The 19,552-nt window shown below is 32.0% G+C and carries 19 protein-coding genes and 1 pseudogene; 9 read left to right on the top strand and 11 right to left on the bottom strand.

Translation table 11 applies throughout. The features are described from left to right. The coding region (locus tag B2U95_RS14090) for a hypothetical protein (protein WP_296317254.1) at window positions 1-237 on the bottom strand (237 nt) is incomplete at its 3' end. Between the two features lie 129 nt (window positions 238-366). Between B2U95_RS14090 and B2U95_RS14095 the strand changes: the two genes are divergently transcribed. After that, window positions 367-540, top strand: coding sequence for a hypothetical protein (locus tag B2U95_RS14095; protein ID WP_296317256.1), 174 nt, complete (start codon window positions 367-369; stop codon window positions 538-540). A 350-nt stretch (window positions 541-890) separates the two neighbouring features. Here B2U95_RS14095 and B2U95_RS14100 read toward each other — a convergent pair whose 3' ends face one another. The 4 genes from B2U95_RS14100 to B2U95_RS14115 all read right to left on the bottom strand — a co-directional run bounded on the left by B2U95_RS14100 (window position 891) and on the right by B2U95_RS14115 (window position 4,462). Then, window positions 891-1,547 carry a hypothetical protein gene (locus tag B2U95_RS14100; RefSeq protein ID WP_296317257.1) on the bottom strand — a complete coding sequence of 219 codons (657 nt, stop codon included), beginning with the start codon at window positions 1,545-1,547 and terminating at the stop codon, window positions 891-893. After that, window positions 1,531-2,022 carry an RNA polymerase sigma factor gene (locus B2U95_RS14105; protein WP_296317259.1) on the bottom strand — a complete coding sequence of 164 codons (492 nt, stop codon included), beginning with the start codon at window positions 2,020-2,022 and terminating at the stop codon, window positions 1,531-1,533. The genes B2U95_RS14100 and B2U95_RS14105 overlap by 17 nt, the downstream gene beginning before the upstream one ends. 239 nt (window positions 2,023-2,261) lie before the next feature. Then, window positions 2,262-3,179 carry a helix-turn-helix domain-containing protein gene (locus B2U95_RS14110; protein ID WP_296317261.1) on the bottom strand — a complete coding sequence of 306 codons (918 nt, stop codon included), beginning with the start codon at window positions 3,177-3,179 and terminating at the stop codon, window positions 2,262-2,264. A gap of 161 nt (window positions 3,180-3,340) precedes the next feature. After that, window positions 3,341-4,462 (bottom strand): type 1 glutamine amidotransferase domain-containing protein, encoded by a 1,122-nt coding sequence (locus B2U95_RS14115; RefSeq protein ID WP_296317262.1) that lies wholly within the window; start codon window positions 4,460-4,462, stop codon window positions 3,341-3,343. A gap of 201 nt (window positions 4,463-4,663) precedes the next feature. On the opposite strand from B2U95_RS14115, the gene B2U95_RS14120 reads away from it, so the two are divergent. The 6 genes and pseudogenes from B2U95_RS14120 (at window position 4,664) to B2U95_RS14145 (ending at window position 11,582) form a co-directional block, all read left to right on the top strand. Next, window positions 4,664-4,948, top strand: a complete 285-nt coding sequence (locus B2U95_RS14120; RefSeq protein ID WP_296317263.1) for a DDE-type integrase/transposase/recombinase — start codon at window positions 4,664-4,666, stop codon at window positions 4,946-4,948. Between the two features lie 587 nt (window positions 4,949-5,535). Next, window positions 5,536-5,721: pseudogene (locus B2U95_RS14125) on the top strand (TrmH family RNA methyltransferase); the annotation flags it as partial. A gap of 22 nt (window positions 5,722-5,743) precedes the next feature. Beyond that, entirely contained in the window at window positions 5,744-6,625 is an 882-nt protein-coding gene (era, locus tag B2U95_RS14130; protein ID WP_296317265.1) for a GTPase Era, read from the top strand. A 270-nt stretch (window positions 6,626-6,895) separates the two neighbouring features. Further along, window positions 6,896-8,200 carry a ribosome biogenesis GTPase Der gene (gene der, locus B2U95_RS14135; RefSeq protein WP_296317268.1) on the top strand — a complete coding sequence of 435 codons (1,305 nt, stop codon included), beginning with the start codon at window positions 6,896-6,898 and terminating at the stop codon, window positions 8,198-8,200. Window positions 8,201-8,551: 351 nt separating this feature from the next. Next, complete coding sequence (locus B2U95_RS14140; protein WP_296317270.1) at window positions 8,552-11,161, top strand: T9SS type B sorting domain-containing protein; 2,610 nt, start codon at window positions 8,552-8,554, stop codon at window positions 11,159-11,161. Between the two features lie 163 nt (window positions 11,162-11,324). Continuing rightward, window positions 11,325-11,582 carry a hypothetical protein gene (locus tag B2U95_RS14145; RefSeq protein ID WP_296317272.1) on the top strand — a complete coding sequence of 86 codons (258 nt, stop codon included), beginning with the start codon at window positions 11,325-11,327 and terminating at the stop codon, window positions 11,580-11,582. A gap of 306 nt (window positions 11,583-11,888) precedes the next feature. Here B2U95_RS14145 and B2U95_RS14150 read toward each other — a convergent pair whose 3' ends face one another. The 5 genes from B2U95_RS14150 to B2U95_RS14170 are packed head-to-tail and all read right to left on the bottom strand — an operon-like array spanning window position 11,889 to window position 15,080. Further along, window positions 11,889-12,719: a TPM domain-containing protein gene (locus B2U95_RS14150; protein WP_296317274.1), complete on the bottom strand. Its 831-nt coding sequence runs from the start codon at window positions 12,717-12,719 to the stop codon at window positions 11,889-11,891. Further along, on the bottom strand, window positions 12,719-13,156 hold the full coding sequence (locus B2U95_RS14155; RefSeq protein ID WP_296317276.1) for a TPM domain-containing protein: 438 nt from the start codon (window positions 13,154-13,156) through the stop codon (window positions 12,719-12,721). The genes B2U95_RS14150 and B2U95_RS14155 overlap by 1 nt, the downstream gene beginning before the upstream one ends. Before the next feature lie 9 nt (window positions 13,157-13,165). Next, complete coding sequence (locus B2U95_RS14160; RefSeq protein WP_296317277.1) at window positions 13,166-13,765, bottom strand: LemA family protein; 600 nt, start codon at window positions 13,763-13,765, stop codon at window positions 13,166-13,168. 12 nt (window positions 13,766-13,777) lie between these two features. Next, window positions 13,778-14,107 carry a MerR family transcriptional regulator gene (locus B2U95_RS14165; RefSeq protein WP_296317279.1) on the bottom strand — a complete coding sequence of 110 codons (330 nt, stop codon included), beginning with the start codon at window positions 14,105-14,107 and terminating at the stop codon, window positions 13,778-13,780. A gap of 1 nt (window position 14,108) precedes the next feature. Then, complete coding sequence (locus B2U95_RS14170) at window positions 14,109-15,080, bottom strand: M23 family metallopeptidase (protein WP_296317281.1); 972 nt, start codon at window positions 15,078-15,080, stop codon at window positions 14,109-14,111. 126 nt (window positions 15,081-15,206) lie between these two features. Here B2U95_RS14170 and alaS point away from each other — a divergent pair, with 126 nt between their 5' ends. Continuing rightward, entirely contained in the window at window positions 15,207-17,822 is a 2,616-nt protein-coding gene (gene alaS, locus B2U95_RS14175; protein WP_296317282.1) for an alanine--tRNA ligase, read from the top strand. A gap of 5 nt (window positions 17,823-17,827) precedes the next feature. Beyond that, complete coding sequence (locus B2U95_RS14180; protein WP_296317283.1) at window positions 17,828-18,778, top strand: GSCFA domain-containing protein; 951 nt, start codon at window positions 17,828-17,830, stop codon at window positions 18,776-18,778. A gap of 271 nt (window positions 18,779-19,049) precedes the next feature. Here the strand turns inward: B2U95_RS14180 and coaD are convergent, their stop codons facing one another. Further along, entirely contained in the window at window positions 19,050-19,511 is a 462-nt protein-coding gene (gene coaD / locus B2U95_RS14185; protein WP_296317285.1) for a pantetheine-phosphate adenylyltransferase, read from the bottom strand. Window positions 19,512-19,552: the final 41 nt, after the last annotated feature.

A 19,552-nucleotide genomic window follows, 5' to 3' on the forward strand; every position in this document is an offset into this window, starting at 1 on the left:
AATTAACTTTCCGTCTTTTAAAGACGTTGTCTTTGGTTTAATACCGTCAACATTAAAGGTAGGGATAGCCATTGTTGAGGTGTAAGCATCTCCGTTTTTTTCAAAGAGAAAAACAAAGAGTATGTCTTTGTCATCTGGAGTTTTTGCATTCCCATGCCATACACCAGTAAGGTCTTGAGAGATTGCACTAGTAATTGCGAGTAGTATTAAAAGTATGGTAATTGTTATTGTTTTCATGTTCGTTAAATTTTGATTGATGATTTCTAAGCCAAATTTTATTTAGCTGTGTGGTATTGAAAAAAATAGAGTTAATAATTAAGTAATCGAAGGTGTTTGCTGAGGGATTAGTTAAATTGGTATTAAAGTATGTTTCCAGCAGCTTTAGCCTCAGCCTCTTTTTTACTTCCAATAATTGAACCCATTACCATTCCACTTATTAAACCAAGAGAAATACCTAACGAGCGTTCTAGATTAGATAAAATAGCAACGCCAAATAGTAAACCGAAAGATAATCCTAAACCACCATATAATTTCGTGTAATATCCTTTTGATGTTAGCGAAAAGGTATCTTTTAAGTACTTTTCTAATTCATTAAGTGCTTTCTTAATGTGTTTTTTATTGTTCTCTGGATTTGACTTTAATTGTAAACGATTAAGTTCCGTTTCTATCCATTGAATTTCATCTTTTGAAAACGTTCTATCTTTGAGTTTGGTTAGTATATTAAGGAATTTTTGTAAATCTTGATTTCAGATTTATTTGATGATTTAATAGATAAACTTTCTAAAAATGAATAAGCTTCTTGTAGTGTCATAATAATTAGTGTTTTCTTGTTTAGTGGCTGAAAACATATTTTATTACATGTCATCTTTACTTTTTTAATAAAAAGTCATCTAATCATTTAAACGCTCCATGTCAGCAAGCAATTCTTCTAGTTTTTTGAATACTCTTCCGTAAACAATATTCAAATCCCATTGGTAAATTCTACCTCCAAAAATGGCTAATAGAACAGAAATTATAAGCACAACAACAATTCCTAGTAATGGAATTCCATAGATGAGATAAACATCTGGAAAGCCTATTAGAATTTCATTTACAAGTCTTTTGCCTAAAAAAACACCTTCTGCATCTTTAAACCAAAAGCCTATTATGAAGGACATAAATATAATTGGGTATAAAAATGTTGATATTCTCTTATTAATAGATACCTGTTTTTTTATCCATAGGTTAAATGCTTTTAGATATTGATAACTAGTATCTCCTTTGTCTATTTTCTCTAAACCAGTTAATAACTTTTTGTTGATCATAACAAGGATATTCAGCGCTATAAAAAATAGGATTCCCATCCAGGGTATTCCTACAATAAATGATACAATTAGAAAGATAATCGAGAAGGCAACAATGGCTATCAAGTTTATTTTAAACATCCTTTTAAATTTATCAATAACATGAATCGACTTTTGATTATAAAGGTTATTAATTTTTGGCGCTAATAATGCATCACTTTTAAGAAATCCTTCTTTCCAAATATTCTCAATTGATTTTTCCATCTAATATTTTTTTTAGGCGTTCTTTTATTCTATTAATTCTTACACCAATATTATTGGTATTGGTTCCCATAATGTCTGCAATTTCTTTATATGATTTCTCTTCTAAATAAAGAAGAATTACTCCTCTATCTACTTCCGATAATTGCCGAATAGCTCGGTATAGTTCATTTAAGTTTTCATCAGAAAAAGCATAACTATCTTCAGTTAATTCAACATGGATTGTATCTGAAGCAAACTGCTGCCTTTTTTTTTTATTTTTCTTAAGTAAGGTTAAACAAACATTTAGTGAAATGCGATATACCCAAGTACTCCACTGCGATTCTTCCCGAAAATTATTTTTGCTTCTCCAAATCTGTAAACAGACTTCCTGATAATAATCCTCAAAATCTTCTTGCGAATTTGTATAAGCTCGGCATAGTTTTATGATTATGCCTGCATAAGGTAAAATAGATATGTTATAAAAATCGCTGCTCAATGAAGAGTTTTATAAGTTAGTGGCTAGTTTTAATAATTATTACACCCTCAGTAAAAATATTCCATTATATCAATATTTGATGCTGTAAAACAAGGTGTTATTGGCATTTTAAATATAAATAATAAGTATTGAATGTATAGGTTCTTTGAGTTTTACTTTAATATAAATTTTTTTTTCTGGTTTGGCTTTCTTAATTGTCATAGGCATTAACCATTAAAATTGTTTTCTCGCAAACTAATTTAGACACTACCAGTATTCCTGTAAGACGAAGGCGTAGTATTTTCAAATTTTTTAAAAGCACTATTAAATGAAGACAGACTACTAAAACCAATGTCAAATGCAATTGAAGAAATCGTAAAGTTAGTTGAATTCACATCCAGCAACAGCTTTTTAGCGTCTTGAATTCTATGATAGTTTATAAAATCGTTAAAATTTTGTTTGGCATATTGGTTGATGACCTCAGACGTCGTTTGCGTAGTTTTCCCTATTAATTTACTTACGCTAGAGAGCGAAAGATCAGTTTCAAGATATAATTTTTTATCGATAACTAATTTAGATATTTTATTAAAAAGTGCTGTTTTATCGTTCAATTTAAAGACGTCTCCGTCAATATCCGTGACTTTAAACTGAAACGCTTTATAGCTTAAAAAGTAAATCGCAATAGAATATACAATTGGTCCAGTAATATAAGGAACTGTATCGTCTATAATATTTAAAAAATAGGACACCCAAATTACTATAAAACCAATAATAACTGCGTTTAACCAAGCAATTATGGATATTTGAGATTTTGTTTGTACGCTGTTCTTATTTTTTTTCTTTAGGTTATATACTATTCTACCTGAACTAAAAATATAGAATGCAAGGTGTAAATAAATAAAAATTAGCACACTTCCAAAGAGAATAATAACTTGTTTATTATTTGTATCAAACCAGTTTTTGTTTATAAAAAAGCTCAGTATAAATATAAATACAAAGGGTACTAACTCTAAGTAATAACTCTTATGTAGCTTAAAATTAGGACGCGTCATTGCTAAAACATACCATCTTAATAAAGGCCCTATAACTAATAAAAAAGCCAAGCCAGCAAAAATAAACAGAGGTTCTAAATCACCACCAAAATTTAGCATCACCGATTTACCAATCCTAAAGGCCATAAAAACGAGAATTAACCCGAGTATATAATTGGCCACTACTTTTTTCTTTTTAAAAAAACATAAATAAAGCGCAAATACAATGCCGTGGAAAAGTCCGGTACTACTGACAATAATGAGAAGTATATCTAAAAAACTCAATGGACTATTTTTCTCAAATTTAGTTATAATTTTTTAGTATTGGATTCACAGGTTTTTGCAAAAGAAACCAAACGCACTAAACTAAAAAAGCGTCCTATATCTCCTTGCATTGCAGCTATTATACTATGTGACGCGATGAATTCTCTAGCCATTGGTTGGTGCTCTTGAGATGCCATTGTTGCAATTAATGTTTTAGCTTTATCTGACCCTTCATTTTCATAAACTTTCAAAACGTTTACAGCATTTTCTTCTGCTGTAATTTGTCTGTACTTTGGTGTATACCCTAATTGCGTAATCATGGTTTCTGCTAATAACCATGTAGACCAAGGGTTTTGTCCGGTGACCAAGTTATTCTCATGGCTAATTTTCTCTAAATACATGGCTCCTTCATTAAATTTAGCGCCTTTAGAAGCCAATTTATCTTGTAAAAGAAAAGGAAATATTGATTTTGCATCAGGGATTAAAAGCAATTCTTCTTTATTTGTAAATCCGCTTACTTTTTTGTTTTCAATTAGTGGGCGTCCATTATCTAAAGTTACATTTACCAATGCCGCTGGTCCATGGCAAACGGCTCCGATAACTTTACCTTCTTGGTAATAGTTACGCACTATAGATTGGATGGCTTTATTGTCAGGGAAATCGAACATAGCACCTTTACCTCCAACAAAAAATACAGCTTCATAATTTTCTGCAACCACATGATTCATAACCATCGTATGGCTTGTCTTATACTGTGCAATAGAATCATTTATAAATGCGTAATCAAATTCTCCCATGTCATCATCATCAATAACAACTGGTGGTTTACCTCCTAATGGACTTGCAATATCGACTTCAAAACCATTAGCTTTAAAAACATAATAAGCTCGTGATAACTCTGTTAATTCATAACCTGTGCTTTTATTACTTGTTCCCATAATATTAGTACTTGTAACTATGGCTAGTATTTTGCCGCGATTTGGTATAACATCCTCAGATAAATACGGAATATTATCAATTGAACTTGTTTCTAATGTTTTATACTTTTCTTTCATTTCATCTAAGGGAAGTAAATTTACAAACCATAGTCCAAAAGAAATAAGCACTACAAATAAACTCACTACTGAGATTAATGACCATTTAAGTTTAGGGTATTTTTTAAGCATAACATTTTAACTTTTAATATTTATAAAGCGAATTACAGCATAAAAGCCCATAATATCTGAAGAAATGATAATTCCGTCAGAGTAAAAATTATTCTGTGATTGAATACTTTGATAATTATTTAGAGTAAAATCGAATACAAGCGTTCTGTCGCATCTGTGTCCACTAGTTTATTGGAATTATATCTTTAAGTAAAAAAAATCATGTTCAAGGGTCATATATTTCCAAAGTCAATTATTATTCAAGCAGTATATTTTAAGTTTAGATTTGGACTATGTTATCGAGAGATAGAACAATTGATGTCTATTCTTGGTATTAATATTGGCCATGCTACTATACAACGTTCGGTTTTTAAGTTTACTCTATTGTTAGAAAAGGAGTTTAGGCAACGTAAGAAATGCGTTGGTAAACGATGGAGAATGAATGAGACTTACATAAAAGTAAAAGGACGGTGGAGATATTTATATAGAGCGGTAGATAAATATTGAAATATTGTCGACTTTTTATTCACCAAAAGAAGAAAATGAATGAGTGCTCAATCCTTTTTGATTAAAGCTGTTGAGAATAATGGCACGCCTGAGCTTATTAGTATAGACAAGAGTGGCTCTAATAAACATGTTATTAGAGTTTATAATAAGCGTTCTCTTTCAAAGATAGAGACCAGGTAATGCAAGTATTTAAATAATATAGTAAGTATCATCGATTTGTGAAAAAACGAATAACTAGAGGCTTATAATTAAGAATTAATAGGACTATTAGATAAAAGATTCTGTGATTTATATTTTATAAGTTCATATCGTTATAGAAAATGCTTGAATAAATTTAAGCGATGCTCAAACCTCCGTATTACGATTCTCTAGGAATATTAAAGCAGCCAAAAACTCTGTATTACTCAACATAATTCCATATCGATATACTACATTTAGGTACAAGTGGTACCATATTATTTTATGATAATTGAATGAAATTGTTGCAATTCTGCAACCAATAGGTTCGATATTTTTTCTGTACGCTCCACGAAGATAAGAGTAATCAGAAATAGTTACTCTCTTTTTATGTGTTGTGTTATTAAGTTTTAGAATCCTTTCGTCATCCAAGACGTTGAGTGTATTTATTAGGGTCAGAAGACAATGGTCTTACCAAAGAGGCTAATGATAAAAGTCATTTTTTAGTAAAATTTAAGTCGCAATTAATCCTTAATGTTGCTATTGCAGGTAGTATTGTGATGTATGATAGAGGAAAAAACAAACCAAGGTCGTAACTTTGTACCCTAAATATATAGTATGCATAAGGCAGGTTTTGTAAATATTATTGGTAATCCTAACGTTGGTAAATCAACATTAATGAATGCGTTTATAGGTGAAAAATTATCTATAATAACCTCTAAAGCGCAAACAACTAGACATCGTATTTTAGGAATTGTAAATGGTGAAGACTTTCAGGTAATCCTCAGTGATACTCCTGGTATTATAAAACCAGCATACGAGTTACAAGCTTCTATGATGGATTTTGTTAAGTCTGCTTTTGATGATGCAGATATCCTAATCTATATGGTAGAAATCGGTGAGAAAGAACTAAAAGATGAAGCTTTTTTTAATAAGATAACCAATTCGAAAATTCCTGTTTTGTTATTGTTGAATAAGATTGATAAATCTAACCAAGAACAATTAGAGGAGCAATCAGAATTATGGCAAAGTAAAGTGCCTAATGCTGAGTTTTTTCCTATTTCGGCAACTGAAGGGTTTAATATTCAAAATGTATTTAGTAGAATTATAGAGTTATTACCAGAATCGCCAGCTTTTTATCCTAAAGATCAGCTAACAGATAAGCCAGAACGCTTTTTTGTAAACGAAGCTATTAGAGAAAAAATCTTAATACACTACAAAAAGGAAATTCCTTATGCTGTAGAAGTAGATACCGAAGAGTTTTTTGAAGAAGAGACTATTATTAGAATGCGATCTGTAATTATGGTTGAGCGAGAAACTCAAAAAGGAATTATTATTGGACACAAAGGTTCTGCATTAAAGCGTGTTGGTATTGAAGCTAGAAAAGATTTAGAGAAATTTTTTGGTAAACAAGTTCACTTAGAATTGTATGTAAAAGTGAATAAAAATTGGAGAAGCAATCAAAAGCAATTGAGACGCTTTGGTTATAATCAGCGGTAAGCTCTAAGTGTATCTTTCATTAAATTATATAGCTTATACATATCTGGCTTCCCTTTAGTTTCACCCATTGTAGAGACAATAAAATCAGACTGTGTAGTTTTAGTTTTTTCAAAACCTTTTAATAGTTTTTCATAAGCGGGTTTCTACGTCAAATTTAAAACGTGGTCTTAAAACTATTTCTTTAGAAAGTGACATAAATATATTTTAACTCAATTCAATTTACATATTTTCTTTAAGATTTAATACTACCTTTGCAGCAATATTTAGAATATGGGAAATATAGTAGCAATTGTCGGAAGACCTAATGTAGGGAAATCGACCTTTTTTAATCGTTTAATTAAAAGACGAGAGGCAATCGTTGATGCTGTTAGTGGTGTAACAAGAGATCGTCATTACGGTAAATCTGATTGGAATGGGAAAGAGTTTTCCTTAATTGATACAGGAGGCTATGTTGTTGGTAGTGATGATATTTTTGAAGCAGAAATAGATAAACAAGTAGAGCTTGCTATTGATGAAGCAGATGCTATCATTTTTATGGTAGATGTAGAGTCTGGTATTACAGGGATGGATCAAGACGTTGCAAACTTACTTCGTAAAGTTGCAAAACCAGTTTTTCTTGTTGTAAATAAAGTAGATAATGGTAAACGAGCTGAGGATGCTGTTGAGTTTTACTCACTTGGTTTAGGTGATTATTTTACTATTGCAAGTATTAACGGAAGCGGAACAGGTGATTTATTAGATGCTGTTGTAGAAGCATTACCAGAAACAGAAGAAGTTGAAGAAGAAGAATTACCTCGTTTTGCTGTTGTCGGAAGACCAAATGCAGGTAAATCATCATTTATAAATACCTTAATAGGCGAGGACAGATATATTGTAACTGATATTGCAGGAACAACAAGAGATTCTATTGATACAAAGTATAATCGTTTTGGTTTTGAATTTAATTTAGTCGATACTGCAGGTATTCGTAGAAAAGCCAAAGTAAAAGAAGATTTAGAATTCTATTCGGTAATGCGAAGTGTTAGAGCTATAGAACACAGTGATGTGTGTTTATTGGTTGTAGATGCTACACGAGGTTTTGATGCACAAGTTCAAAATATTTTTTGGTTAGCAGAACGCAATAGAAAAGGTATTGTTATCTTAGTTAATAAATGGGACTTAGTAGAAAAAGAGACTAAAACAGCTAAAGAGTTTGAGAAGCATATTAGAGAGGAAATAGCTCCATTTACTGATGTGCCAATAGTATTTATTTCGGTATTGAATAAGCAACGTATTTTTAAAGCGATTGAAACTGCTGTTGAGGTTTATAAAAACAGAACTAAACGTATAAAAACAAGTGTGCTTAATGATACGTTTTTACCTATAGTAGAGCGTCGACCTCCACCAGCTAACAAAGGTAAGTTTGTGAAAATAAAATACATTATGCAGTTGCCAACACCACAACCACAATTTGCATTTTTCTGTAATTTACCACAATACGTAAAAGAACCTTATAAACGTTTTTTAGAAAATCAATTAAGAGAGCATTTTGATTTTAATGGTGTTCCAGTAAGTGTTTATATGCGTAAAAAATAGTATTTTTTACTATACTAAGACGATAATAACTCTTCATTTTTATGTCTTAGTATAGTAAAATAATTTTTTTCAATTTTCTGTAACCGATAAATATTTTATCGTTACAGAAAAATAACATATTCATCTCAGTCATAATAATTCTATTTAGGATGTTACATTTACCTTGTAAAGTTTATCTGAGTCAAATATTATTGCTAAATATTTAATAAAAATAAACCTTGTGAGTCATTTCAAACTTAAACGTTAAATAATCATAAGTTATTCAACTCTGGAATAATTATTGGCTGAATATGACTAACTTATATCACTAAAAATCTACCTATAAATGGATGTAAAATTTTAGTTAGGTCTATGAGGTTTTTTTATCTGTGTATCTGTTCTTTTATTCTGCCAGCTTTTTTGTTTTCTCAAAACGAAGCAAACATTTGGTATTTTGGTGCTAAGGCAGGTTTAGATTTTAATAATGGTGATCCTGTAGTACTTTTAGATGGTGATTTAGATACTGTAGAGGGATGTGCTATTATATCTACCGATTCAGGAGATTTATTGTTTTACACTGATGGTGTAACAGTTTATAACAGAAGCCATCAAGTTATGGTCAATGGAACAGGCCTCAACGGTGATTTTTCTAGTTCACAATCTGCGGTAATATTACCTAAACCAGGAACTTTAAATAGTTACTATATTTTTACCACAGATGCTGATGGTAATGAAAACGGTTTGCAATATTCTGAAGTAAATTTAGATTTAGACAATGGTTTAGGAGCTGTTACAGCCATTAAAAACATACAATTATTTACTCCAACTAGTGAGCAATTAATAGTAACAAAAAAATCTAATATTGACGAATATTGGGTGATCAGTCATAAATTTAATAGTGATGAATTTATTGTTTATGATGTTACTGCTATTGGTGTTAATCCAAACCCTATAATTTCTGCTATTGGAAATGAAGTTGCTATATCTAACAATATAGGACAAATGAAGATTTCCCTACAGCGAAATAGGTTAGCTACAGCTAGAACTTTTAGACTCGAGGTATTTGATTTTAATATTAATACAGGCACGTTGTCTAACGTACTAGAAATTCAAAATCCAACTAATTTTTATGGAGTAGAGTTTTCCCCTTCTGGTCAGTATCTTTACGCCTCTTATTTTACAAGTGGTTTTTTTCTAGATGGAGGAGTGGTACAGTATAATTTGTTTAATAATACTTTAGGAGAGATAGTTGGATCTAGAAAGGTGTTATTCGAGAATGCAAATGAGCTATTTGGCGCACTACAAATAGCTCCAGATGGTAATATATATATTGCAAAAGTTGATAGTCCGTATTTAGATGTTATAGAATCACCCAACGAACTTGGGCTATTATCAAATTATATAGTAGATGGAATAAATCTTGGTGGACGAAACTCAATCTTTGGCCTACCAACCTTTATACAGCCATTTTTTGAGGCTTCATTTTTAACAAATAACCTATGCTTAGGTAGCGATACAGAATTTACAGCAATTATAACTGGGGATTTTAATTCTGTTTTTTGGGATTTTGGAGATGGTACAACATCTAATGAAGTTAATCCAATCCACAATTATACCTCTTTAGGGAATTATACTGTGACTATGACTCTAGACACACCAATAAACACCTATACTGAATCTAAGATTGTCACTATTTACGAAAGTTTTATCGCAGATGATACCTCGATTTCGCAATGCAGTGACGGAGTTGAAGATGGAGTTGCGATATTTAGTCTACAATCCTATATTGATGATTTATATGTTACTGCCAACTTAACTAATGTAAATCTTAGACATGTTAAGTTTTATGAAGATGAGCTATTAACAATTCTTGTTGATGGTGCTTATTACGAAAATATTAGTAATCCACAGATCATTTATGCAGAGGTCTTCCACCCAGTATCAAAATGTGTGTCAATTGCAGAAATTACTTTAGAGGTTGTAAACTCAGAAGTAGAAGATGTTTTATTAGTAGCTTGCGATAATGATAATAATGAAGGATTTGCCATATTCGATTTATCAAGCATAAATCTTCAAATAGCCGAAGATTTACCTTTAAATGCATCATTGAGTTATTTTTTAACCTACAATGACGCTATTATTCAAGAGAACACGCTTTCAACTACATTTACTAATACCATACCAAATTTTCAGAATATTTATATGCGTATAGAAAGTGATGCTGTTTGTTATGGAATTAACGAAATTTCACTTTTGGTTAATGAATCTACCCAACTGTTAGATTCCGAAATCATTTATTACTGTAGTACAGATTTCCCTCAGAAAACCACTTTATATGCAGGTGTTCTAGGTTCTAGTGATAATACACTCTTGTACAATTGGTCTTCGGGAGAAACAAGCTCGCAAATTGAAGTAAATACTATAGGTGATTTTACGGTAAGTGTAACTAATGAACTTGGCTGTGTTTCTGAGCGAACAATAACTGTGCTACCCTCAGATTTACCAATTATCGATTCTGTTGCTATTTCAGATTTTTCTACCAGCAATACCATAACTGTAAATGTTATTGGTGACGGTAATTTTGAATATGCTTTAGATGATATTAATGGACCCTATCAAATTTTAAATGTTTTTGAGAATGTCTCACCTGGTGCACATAGTGTTTATGTTAAAGACCTGAATAAAGATTGTGGTATAGCTTCAGAGGAGGTTTTAATTTATGGTTTCCCTAAATTTTTCACACCAAATGCTGATTCTAAAAATGATACTTGGGAAATTAAAGGTTTTTCTACTCTAAACCCTTCAACTGCGGTCGTATCTATATATAACCGCTACGGTAAACTATTAGCGGTTCTTAATTCTAATAATCTACGTTGGGATGGTATATATAATGGTAAAGTACTTCCAACTGATGATTATTGGTTTGTTGCTAAATTATTAGATGGCAGGACTTTCAGTGGTCATTTTACATTAAAAAATTAAATAAATTTATAATTCTTTTAAGAATTTTCATACGAATTCTTGCTCACTTAAGTTAACTTTTACCAAGCACCAAGCACCAAGCACCAAGCACCAAGCACCAAGCACCAAGCACCAAGCACCAAGCACCAAGCACCAAGCATCAAGCATGAATCAATAATCAATTATGAAGAAGCTAATCTTAGTTTTTATATGCTTGTTTGCATTTAATGCCTTTGCCCAAAACAAATCTTTTGAAATTTCAGAAATACTTATAGCAGCAAATTCTAACATGCCCTTAGAATCTACAACGGTCTATTTAGAACGACCTAATGATATTACCTTTGTAACCTATACAATATCTAACATAGAGAGAAAGTTTGAATTAGAAAATACAACGCACCAAGATAACTTTGATCTGTCTACGTATTTTTTTGGTTATTAGGAGTATACTAAGATGATTACTATTAATTACCAATAGAATAGGAGAACTGAGTGAAACTGCAACAGATTATTTTTTATTCAATTCGTAGTCTTGATTAGGAAACGCAATCAGAGATAGAAAGAGACTATTTTTACAAATTCTCGGTTTTTTACAAATTCGAATTCAATAAATCTAAAGGATACACATGGATATTCTAAAAATCTCGATTTTGAAAAAGAATCCTATTCTAACTTACAATTAAATATTGAGACATCATTTTTGATTAATAACACTGATTAAAGGTTTACTAACTTACTAAAGACAGAACTACCAACCTCCAGAAGCTCCGCCACCACCAAAGCTTCCACCTCCGAAACCACCACCAAAGCCTCCTCCACCAGAACTAGAGCCTCCACCGAAGCCTCCAAAACCTCCTGAAGATGATCCACGAGAATAGCTTCCGCGACCAATATTACTGAGAATTATAGCTTCTAGTAGACTTTTGCTATTAGAGCGATTACCGCCATTACCTCCTCCTTTGCCACCACGACTTTTAGAAATAGCAATAATAAAAAGCACAACGATGATAAATAGAAAAATAAAAATTTCAATAGGGAAACCTGACGAATTACTTTGCTGAGTGCTTTTATATTCTCCACTCATTACCATAAAAATAGAATTGACTCCATTAGTTATGCCTCCGAAGTAATCGTTACGTTTAAAATAAGGAATAATATCTCTACTAATAATACGCTTGCTTAAAGCGTCTGTAAGTAAATGCTCAGTACCTTTTCCTGTGCTAATTCCAATTTTTCGGTCGTCTTTAGCTAATAAAATGAGGATACCATTGTCATTATCTGCTTGGCCAATTCCCCATTTTTCTCCCCATTGTGCACCTAAGTAGTTTATATATTCTCCCTCTGTAGAATTAATAATGGCAACTACGATTTGCGTCGATGTAGTATCTGCATAACGCTTAAGTTTCAAATTTAAAGTAGAGTTATCCTCTTTAGAGAGCAGATTAGTATAGTCATAGACAAACTTCTGATTAGAATCTTTTGGTTTGTCAGGAATTTTAAACTGCGCAAAGCACATAGTTGTGCTTACAAACGAAAAGATAAGAAGCAATCTAAAAGCTATATATTTTGTTCTGTACATTATCCTTTAGAAATAGTGTTATCTAATTCGTTCTTGTCTCCATGTTGCCAGGGGAAATGAGTGGTTAAAGCTTTACCAGCTTCTTTAATACCATTGATAAGTCCCTGTTTAAAATTACCAGACTTAAATTGTTGCTGAATTTGATCTCGTGTAGAATTCCAAAAATTAGAATCTATAACGTTATTTATACCTTGATCGCCAAAAATGACAAAGGTTTTACTATCTACAGAAACGTAAATAAGTACGCCATTTTGTTCTTTAGTATTATCCATTTTTAAAATATGAAACACATCTAAAGCACGTTCATAGACATCAATATCACAAGATTTTTCTATGTGTACTCGTATTTCACCAGAGGTATTACCTTCAGAAACCCTAATAGCTTCAACGATTTCCTCTTCATCTTTTGCGCTTAGGAAATCTTCAATATTTGGCATAATAGTATTTTATTTAAAATCGAAGTTAACATCAGGTGCATTTTCACTACCTGGATCGGCTTTGTAGCGTGGCATTTCTTCAAATCCAAAAGCACTAGCTAATAATTTATCAGGAAATTTTGTAGTGTGTTTGTCATAAATATTAACCTTTTCATTAAAACGATCTCTTGCTACATTAATACGATTTTCTGTTCCTTCTAATTGACTTTGTAATTCTAAAAAATTTTGATTGGCTTTTAATTCTGGATAACGTTCAACAGAAACTAATAGTTTAGATAATGCTCCACTTAATCCACTTTGCGCTTGTTGGAATTGAGCCATATTATCTGCTGTTAAATTACTTACATCAATTGTAGTTGAGGTTGCTTTTGCTCTAGCTTCTATGACTTCTCTTAGGGTTGTTCTTTCAAACTCAGCAGCTCCTTGAACCGTTTTTATAAGATTACCAATAAGATCATTTCTACGTTGGTAAGAACTTTCTACATTAGACCATGCGGTTTTAGCGTCAGCTTCATATTCTACAGCTGTATTGTTAAATCCCACTGCCCACTGATAGAAAGCAAAGGCAATGAGTGCAATAACGATTAAAGGAATTAGCCATTTTTTCATAATTGATGAGTTTTAAAGTTGATTTTTTATTTTAGTTAGTTTGTCTCTAATGTCTTCAAGTTTTTCGATGATTTCAAATTTTTCTAGTGCTTGTTTTTTTTCTTCTTTAAGATGTGTTTTTGCTCCATCTAAAGTAAAACCACGCTCTTTTACGAGATGGTAAATGAATTTTAGATTTTTAATATCCTCTGGTGTAAACTTACGATTGCCTTTGGCGTTTTTCTTTGGCTTAATGACATCGAACTCTTTTTCCCAAAAGCGAATTAAAGAGGCGTTTACCTTAAAGGCTTTGGCTACTTCACCAATGCCATAATATCTTTTCTCTGGTAAATCTATGTGCATATTAATCTAGAGATTGGTTTTCTAATGAGGCTTTCTTTAATAATTTATCAAATTCTAAAGCAGACAAGTTTCCATAGTAGAAATTTATAGGGTTGATTCTAGCATTATCCTTAAAAACTTCATAATGGAGATGCGGTGCTTCAGATCGTCCTGTACTACCCACAAAACCAATTAAATCACCACGTTTAACTTTTTGATTTACTCTAACATTATATTTAAATAAATGAGCATATAAAGACATGTAGCCGTAACCATGATCTATTCTAATATGGTTTCCATAACCTGTAGAACCGTTATCAGCACGTTTTACAACGCCATTTCCAGAGGCATAAACAGGTGTTCCTCTTGGTGCTGTAAAATCCATACCAAAATGAAATTTTCGGACTTTGGTAAATGGGTCTGTTCTATAACCATATCCTGAAGCCATTCGAGTTAAATTAAGGTTGCTTACAGGTTGTATAGCAGGTATAGATTCTAAGAATTTCTCTTTGTCTTCAGCAAGTTTTGCAATCTCGTCTAATGATTTAGATTGCACTACAATTGCTTTTTCTAAGATGTCTAAACGTTTATTGCTTTCAGAAATTAATTGCGAATTATCAAAACCTTCAAACTTTTCATATCTGTTTATACCACCAAATCCTGCGCGTCTTTGTTCTTCTGGTATTGGGTTAGCTTCAAAATAGAGTCTGTAAATTGCATTATCGCGTTCTTCAACATTTTCTAAAGCAGAAATGGCACCATCCATACGCTTATTAAGCAATTCGAATTGTAACTGAGCGTTTTGAAGCTCACGAGATAATTGACGTTCTTTTGGGGATTTTATATATTGGCTCGCAATAAAAAATGATAAAAAGCCAAATAGTGCTGCAGCTACAAAAAACACAGTAGCATACTTAAATGTTGTTCTCTTTTTGCGTGTTATCTTACGGTAAGATAACGTTTCTGAATCATAATAATATTTTACCTTAGCCATGTTTGAATTTATACTATTTTTGTATCAAATTAAGGACTAAACAACTTTTTATAAAATTGCATAACTTTCAAATATAAAAAAATTGTTTTGCAATTGAGGTAATTATAAGAAGCTATTATAACATATATGAAGTCTAAAGAAATCCGTAGTAAGTTTTTAAGCTTTTTTGAAGGAAAGGAACATCTTATTGTTCAATCTGCGCCAATGGTATTGAAAGATGATCCTACTTTAATGTTTGTAAACTCAGGAATGGCACCTTTTAAAGAATACTTTTTAGGTAATTCTGACCCTAAGAAGAATAGAATCGCTGATTCTCAAAAATGCCTCAGAGTTTCTGGTAAACATAATGATTTAGAGGAAGTGGGTTATGATACCTATCATCATACACTTTTCGAAATGCTAGGTAACTGGAGTTTCGGTGACTATTTTAAGAAAGAGGCGATTGCTTGGGCTTGGGAATTATTGACGGAGGTATATGGTATTGATAAAGATATCTTATACATTACAGTTTTTGAAGGTAGTGAGGATGCAGATAATTTAGACATGGATATGGATGCGTATAATCTTTGGAAAGAATTTATTTCTGAAGACCGCATACTCAAAGGTGATAAAAAAGACAACTTTTGGGAGATGGGAGAACAAGGACCATGTGGGCCTTGTAGTGAAATTCATGTAGATATCCGCTCTAAAGAAGAGAAGGCAAAAGTAGATGGAAAATCTTTAGTAAATATGGATCATCCGCAGGTCGTAGAAATCTGGAATTTGGTTTTTATGCAATACAATCGAAAAGCCAATGGGTCTTTAGAACCTTTACCAAACAAGCATATAGATACAGGAATGGGCTTTGAACGCTTGTGTATGGTGTTACAAGGAGTACAGTCTAATTACGATACAGATGTATTTATACCAATTATTAGAGAAATTGAAGCGATTACAAATAAAGATTATGGTAAAGATGAAAAAACAGATATCGCTATTCGTGTTATTTCAGACCATGTTAGAGCTGTAGCATTTTCTATAGCAGATGGTCAATTGCCTAGCAATACAGGTGCTGGTTATGTAATTCGCAGGATTTTGCGTAGAGCAATTAGATATGGATTTACGTTTTTAGATAAAAAAGAACCATTTATATATCGTTTGGTTGATGTTTTGAGCAAAAAAATGGGACGAGCATTCCCAGAACTAAAAGCGCAAAAGCAATTAATCGAAAACGTTATTAAGGAGGAAGAGGCTTCGTTTTTAAGAACATTAGATCAAGGTTTAGTCTTATTAAATCGTATTGTTGAAGAAACAAAAGGTGATACCGTATCTGGCGAAAAAGCTTTTGAACTTTATGACACTTATGGATTTCCAATAGATTTAACAGCGTTAATTCTATCTGAAAAGAATTTAAAATTAGATGAAAAAGGTTTTAATGCCCATTTAGAAAAACAAAAAAAACGGTCTAGAGCAGCTAGCGAGATGTCTACTGAAGATTGGACTATTTTAGTTGATGATGCTGTGCAAGAATTTGTAGGCTATGATTCGCTCGATGCCAATGTAAAAATCACAAGGTATAGAAAAGTAACCTCTAAGAAAGATGGCGAAATGTATCAACTTGTATTTAATCTGACACCGTTTTATGCAGAAGGAGGTGGGCAAGTTGGCGATAAAGGCTATTTACAAGATACAAATGGAGACGTTAATTATATCATAGATACTAAGAAAGAGAATAATGTTGTTATTCATTTTACTAAAAGCTTACCAGATCATTTAAATGAAACTTTTAAAGCTGTTGTAGATGAAAAGCAACGTCACAGAACAGAATGTAATCATACTGCAACGCACTTAATGCATCAAGCATTGCGCGAAGTGCTAGGTGAGCATGTCGAGCAAAAAGGATCTGCTGTACATTCAAAATATTTGCGTTTCGATTTTTCTCATTTTTCTAAACTCACAGTAGAAGAATTAAGAGATATCGAGAATTTTGTTAACGCACGTATTGAAGATAAACTAGCATTACAAGAATATAGAAGTGTGCCAATGGAAAAGGCAATTGCAGATGGTGCAATGGCTCTGTTTGGTGAGAAGTATGGAGATGCTGTAAGAACCATTCGTTTTGGTCAGTCTATTGAGTTGTGTGGTGGGACCCATGTAGCTAATACCAGCGATATTTGGCATTTTAAAATTATTTCAGAAAGTGCAGTTGCATCTGGTATTAGACGTATTGAAGCTATTACAAATGATGCAGTAAAAGATTTCTATTTTGAAAATAACAGAGCTTATTTTGAAATGAAAGACTTGCTCAATAATACTAAGCAACCGGTAAAAGCTTTACAAACACTACAAGCAGAAAACACAGATTTAAGAAAGCAAATTGAAGGCCTATTAAAAGATAAGGCGAAAAATATTAAAGTTGACCTTAAAAATGAACTTACCGAAATAAATGGTGTTCAATTTTTAGCTAAGAAATTAGACTTAGATGCAAACGGAATCAAAGATGTTTGTTTTGAAATAGGAAGCCAGTTTGATAATTTGTTTTTACTCTTTGGTGCTGATACTAACGGGAAAGCAGTCTTGTCGTGTTATATTTCTAAAGAATTGGTAGCAAGCAAAGGTTTAAATGCAGGTACAATTGTTAGAGAATTAGGAAAGCACATCCAAGGTGGAGGTGGAGGTCAGCCGTTCTTTGCTACTGCTGGAGGTAAGAATCCTGCAGGTATTGATGCTGCTTTAAATGCTGCTAAAAGCTATTTAGGATAACAGTTTTGAATTTACAAACCAAAATACAATTAAATAAGCAGCCGCATAATCAAATTGATTATAATACTGAGGTATTACTAATTGGGTCTTGTTTTTCAGAAAATATTGGAGACAAGTTTCATTATTTTAAGTTTCAATCTGCTGCAAACCCTTTCGGGATTTTATTTCATCCATTAGCAATTGAAAACCTTATAACAAGAGCTATAAATAAAGATTGTTATTCTGAAGAGGACTTGTATTTTCAAAATGAGCAATGGTGTTGTTTAGATGCACATTCAAAATTTAATACAACTTCTAAAAACAATTTAATTAAGGCTTTAAATGCTCAAATAGATGCTACTCATAGTAAACTTTACAGTGCTACACATATTATACTAACGTTAGGAACAAGTTGGGTTTATAGGCATTTATCTTCAGACACTATAGTTGCAAATTGTCATAAATTACCACAAAAACAGTTTGTAAAAGAATTACTTTCTGTATCACAAATTACCGAATCTATTGAATCTATTATTGCTCTAATAAGAGATGTGAATCCAAAAGTTAGTTTCTTATTTACGGTATCTCCTGTAAGGCACACAAAAGATGGATTTGTTGAGAATACAAGAAGTAAAGCGCATTTGTTAGCTGCAATCCATAATGTTGTGGATGTTAAAAACCAACTATATTACTTTCCTTCGTATGAAATTATGATGGATGAATTACGTGATTACCGTTTCTACAATTCAGATATGTTGCATCCTAGCCAGTTAGCAATAGATTATATCTGGAATCATTTTGATAAGGTTTGGCTATCGGAAGAGGCTCAAAAAACTTCAGAATTAGTAGCCACTATTCAAGCTAGAAAAATGCATCGCCCTTTTAATCCTTCTTCTCAAGCGCATCAAGATTTTCTCTCAAAGCTTCAGAGTGATATAGACCAGTTACAAAATAAACATCCTAATGTCTTCTTTTAGTGATTTTATAAATAATTGCAGAACAGTGTTTTAATTCAAATCAGGTAATTTTACGTAGGTCTATTCTTAATTTATTCTTAATGAATTACGTTTTAACTTTTTAATAGTCCATTAATCGAAAAAACACTCCTGATAACAAATGATAGTTATATATTGGTTAAGCTATTAATCAATTTCTGAAAGGCGTTAGTTACATCTTCTATTTTAAATGAAGATTTACTGATGCCTTTTTTATTTCTAGTTACATAAAAAAAAGTAAAGCGTTAGACTATTATTTAGCATCTACACGAACACTTTCAGGTACAAGCTTAGTGTAATTTCCATTATTTCGAATGACATCACGTACAATAGATGACGAAATGTAAGAGGTACTAGCAGCAGTTAGAAGGAATACTGTTTCAATAGGTGCTAGGTCTCTATTGGTATGTGCAATGGCTTTTTCGAACTCAAAATCAGCAGGATTTCTTAAACCTCTTAGTATGAATTCTACATTGTTTTTCTGACAAAAATCTACGGTGAGTCCTTTATAAGTCACCACCTTTACTCTAGGTTCATCTTTAAAAGAATCCTCAATAAATTTTTGGCGTTCGTCTAATGAAAACATATACTTTTTATCGGCATTAATGCCAATAGCAACAATAACTTCATCAAAAAGTGTTACGCTACGTTTTATAATATCGTAGTGGCCTAATGTTATTGGGTCAAATGATCCTGGAAATATTGCTCTTTTCATATGTGTTTTCTCCACGGACAGGAGTCTTTTTGTTGAATGCT

It is taken from the genome of Winogradskyella sp. UBA3174 (assembly GCF_002364335.1).
Classification (GTDB): Bacteria; Bacteroidota; Bacteroidia; order Flavobacteriales; family Flavobacteriaceae; genus Winogradskyella.

What these genes read in the sequence shown, in the direction of transcription:
- era (WP_296317265.1), top strand. Translation starts at nt 5,744, where the DNA reads ATGCATAAGGCAGGTTTTGTAAATATTATTGGTAATCCTAACGTTGGT.
- B2U95_RS14110 (WP_296317261.1), bottom strand. Translation starts at nt 3,179, where the DNA reads ATGGCCTTTAGGATTGGTAAATCGGTGATGCTAAATTTTGGTGGTGAT.
- B2U95_RS14115 (WP_296317262.1), bottom strand. Translation starts at nt 4,462, where the DNA reads ATGCTTAAAAAATACCCTAAACTTAAATGGTCATTAATCTCAGTAGTG.
- B2U95_RS14140 (WP_296317270.1), top strand. Translation starts at nt 8,552, where the DNA reads ATGAGGTTTTTTTATCTGTGTATCTGTTCTTTTATTCTGCCAGCTTTT.
- B2U95_RS14095 (WP_296317256.1), top strand. Translation starts at nt 367, where the DNA reads ATGTTTCCAGCAGCTTTAGCCTCAGCCTCTTTTTTACTTCCAATAATT.
- der (WP_296317268.1), top strand. Translation starts at nt 6,896, where the DNA reads ATGGGAAATATAGTAGCAATTGTCGGAAGACCTAATGTAGGGAAATCG.
- B2U95_RS14120 (WP_296317263.1), top strand. Translation starts at nt 4,664, where the DNA reads ATGTTCAAGGGTCATATATTTCCAAAGTCAATTATTATTCAAGCAGTA.
- B2U95_RS14160 (WP_296317277.1), bottom strand. Translation starts at nt 13,765, where the DNA reads ATGAAAAAATGGCTAATTCCTTTAATCGTTATTGCACTCATTGCCTTT.
- coaD (WP_296317285.1), bottom strand. Translation starts at nt 19,511, where the DNA reads ATGAAAAGAGCAATATTTCCAGGATCATTTGACCCAATAACATTAGGC.
- B2U95_RS14145 (WP_296317272.1), top strand. Translation starts at nt 11,325, where the DNA reads ATGAAGAAGCTAATCTTAGTTTTTATATGCTTGTTTGCATTTAATGCC.
- B2U95_RS14150 (WP_296317274.1), bottom strand. Translation starts at nt 12,719, where the DNA reads ATGTACAGAACAAAATATATAGCTTTTAGATTGCTTCTTATCTTTTCG.
- alaS (WP_296317282.1), top strand. Translation starts at nt 15,207, where the DNA reads ATGAAGTCTAAAGAAATCCGTAGTAAGTTTTTAAGCTTTTTTGAAGGA.
- B2U95_RS14155 (WP_296317276.1), bottom strand. Translation starts at nt 13,156, where the DNA reads ATGCCAAATATTGAAGATTTCCTAAGCGCAAAAGATGAAGAGGAAATC.
- B2U95_RS14165 (WP_296317279.1), bottom strand. Translation starts at nt 14,107, where the DNA reads ATGCACATAGATTTACCAGAGAAAAGATATTATGGCATTGGTGAAGTA.
- B2U95_RS14100 (WP_296317257.1), bottom strand. Translation starts at nt 1,547, where the DNA reads ATGGAAAAATCAATTGAGAATATTTGGAAAGAAGGATTTCTTAAAAGT.
- B2U95_RS14170 (WP_296317281.1), bottom strand. Translation starts at nt 15,080, where the DNA reads ATGGCTAAGGTAAAATATTATTATGATTCAGAAACGTTATCTTACCGT.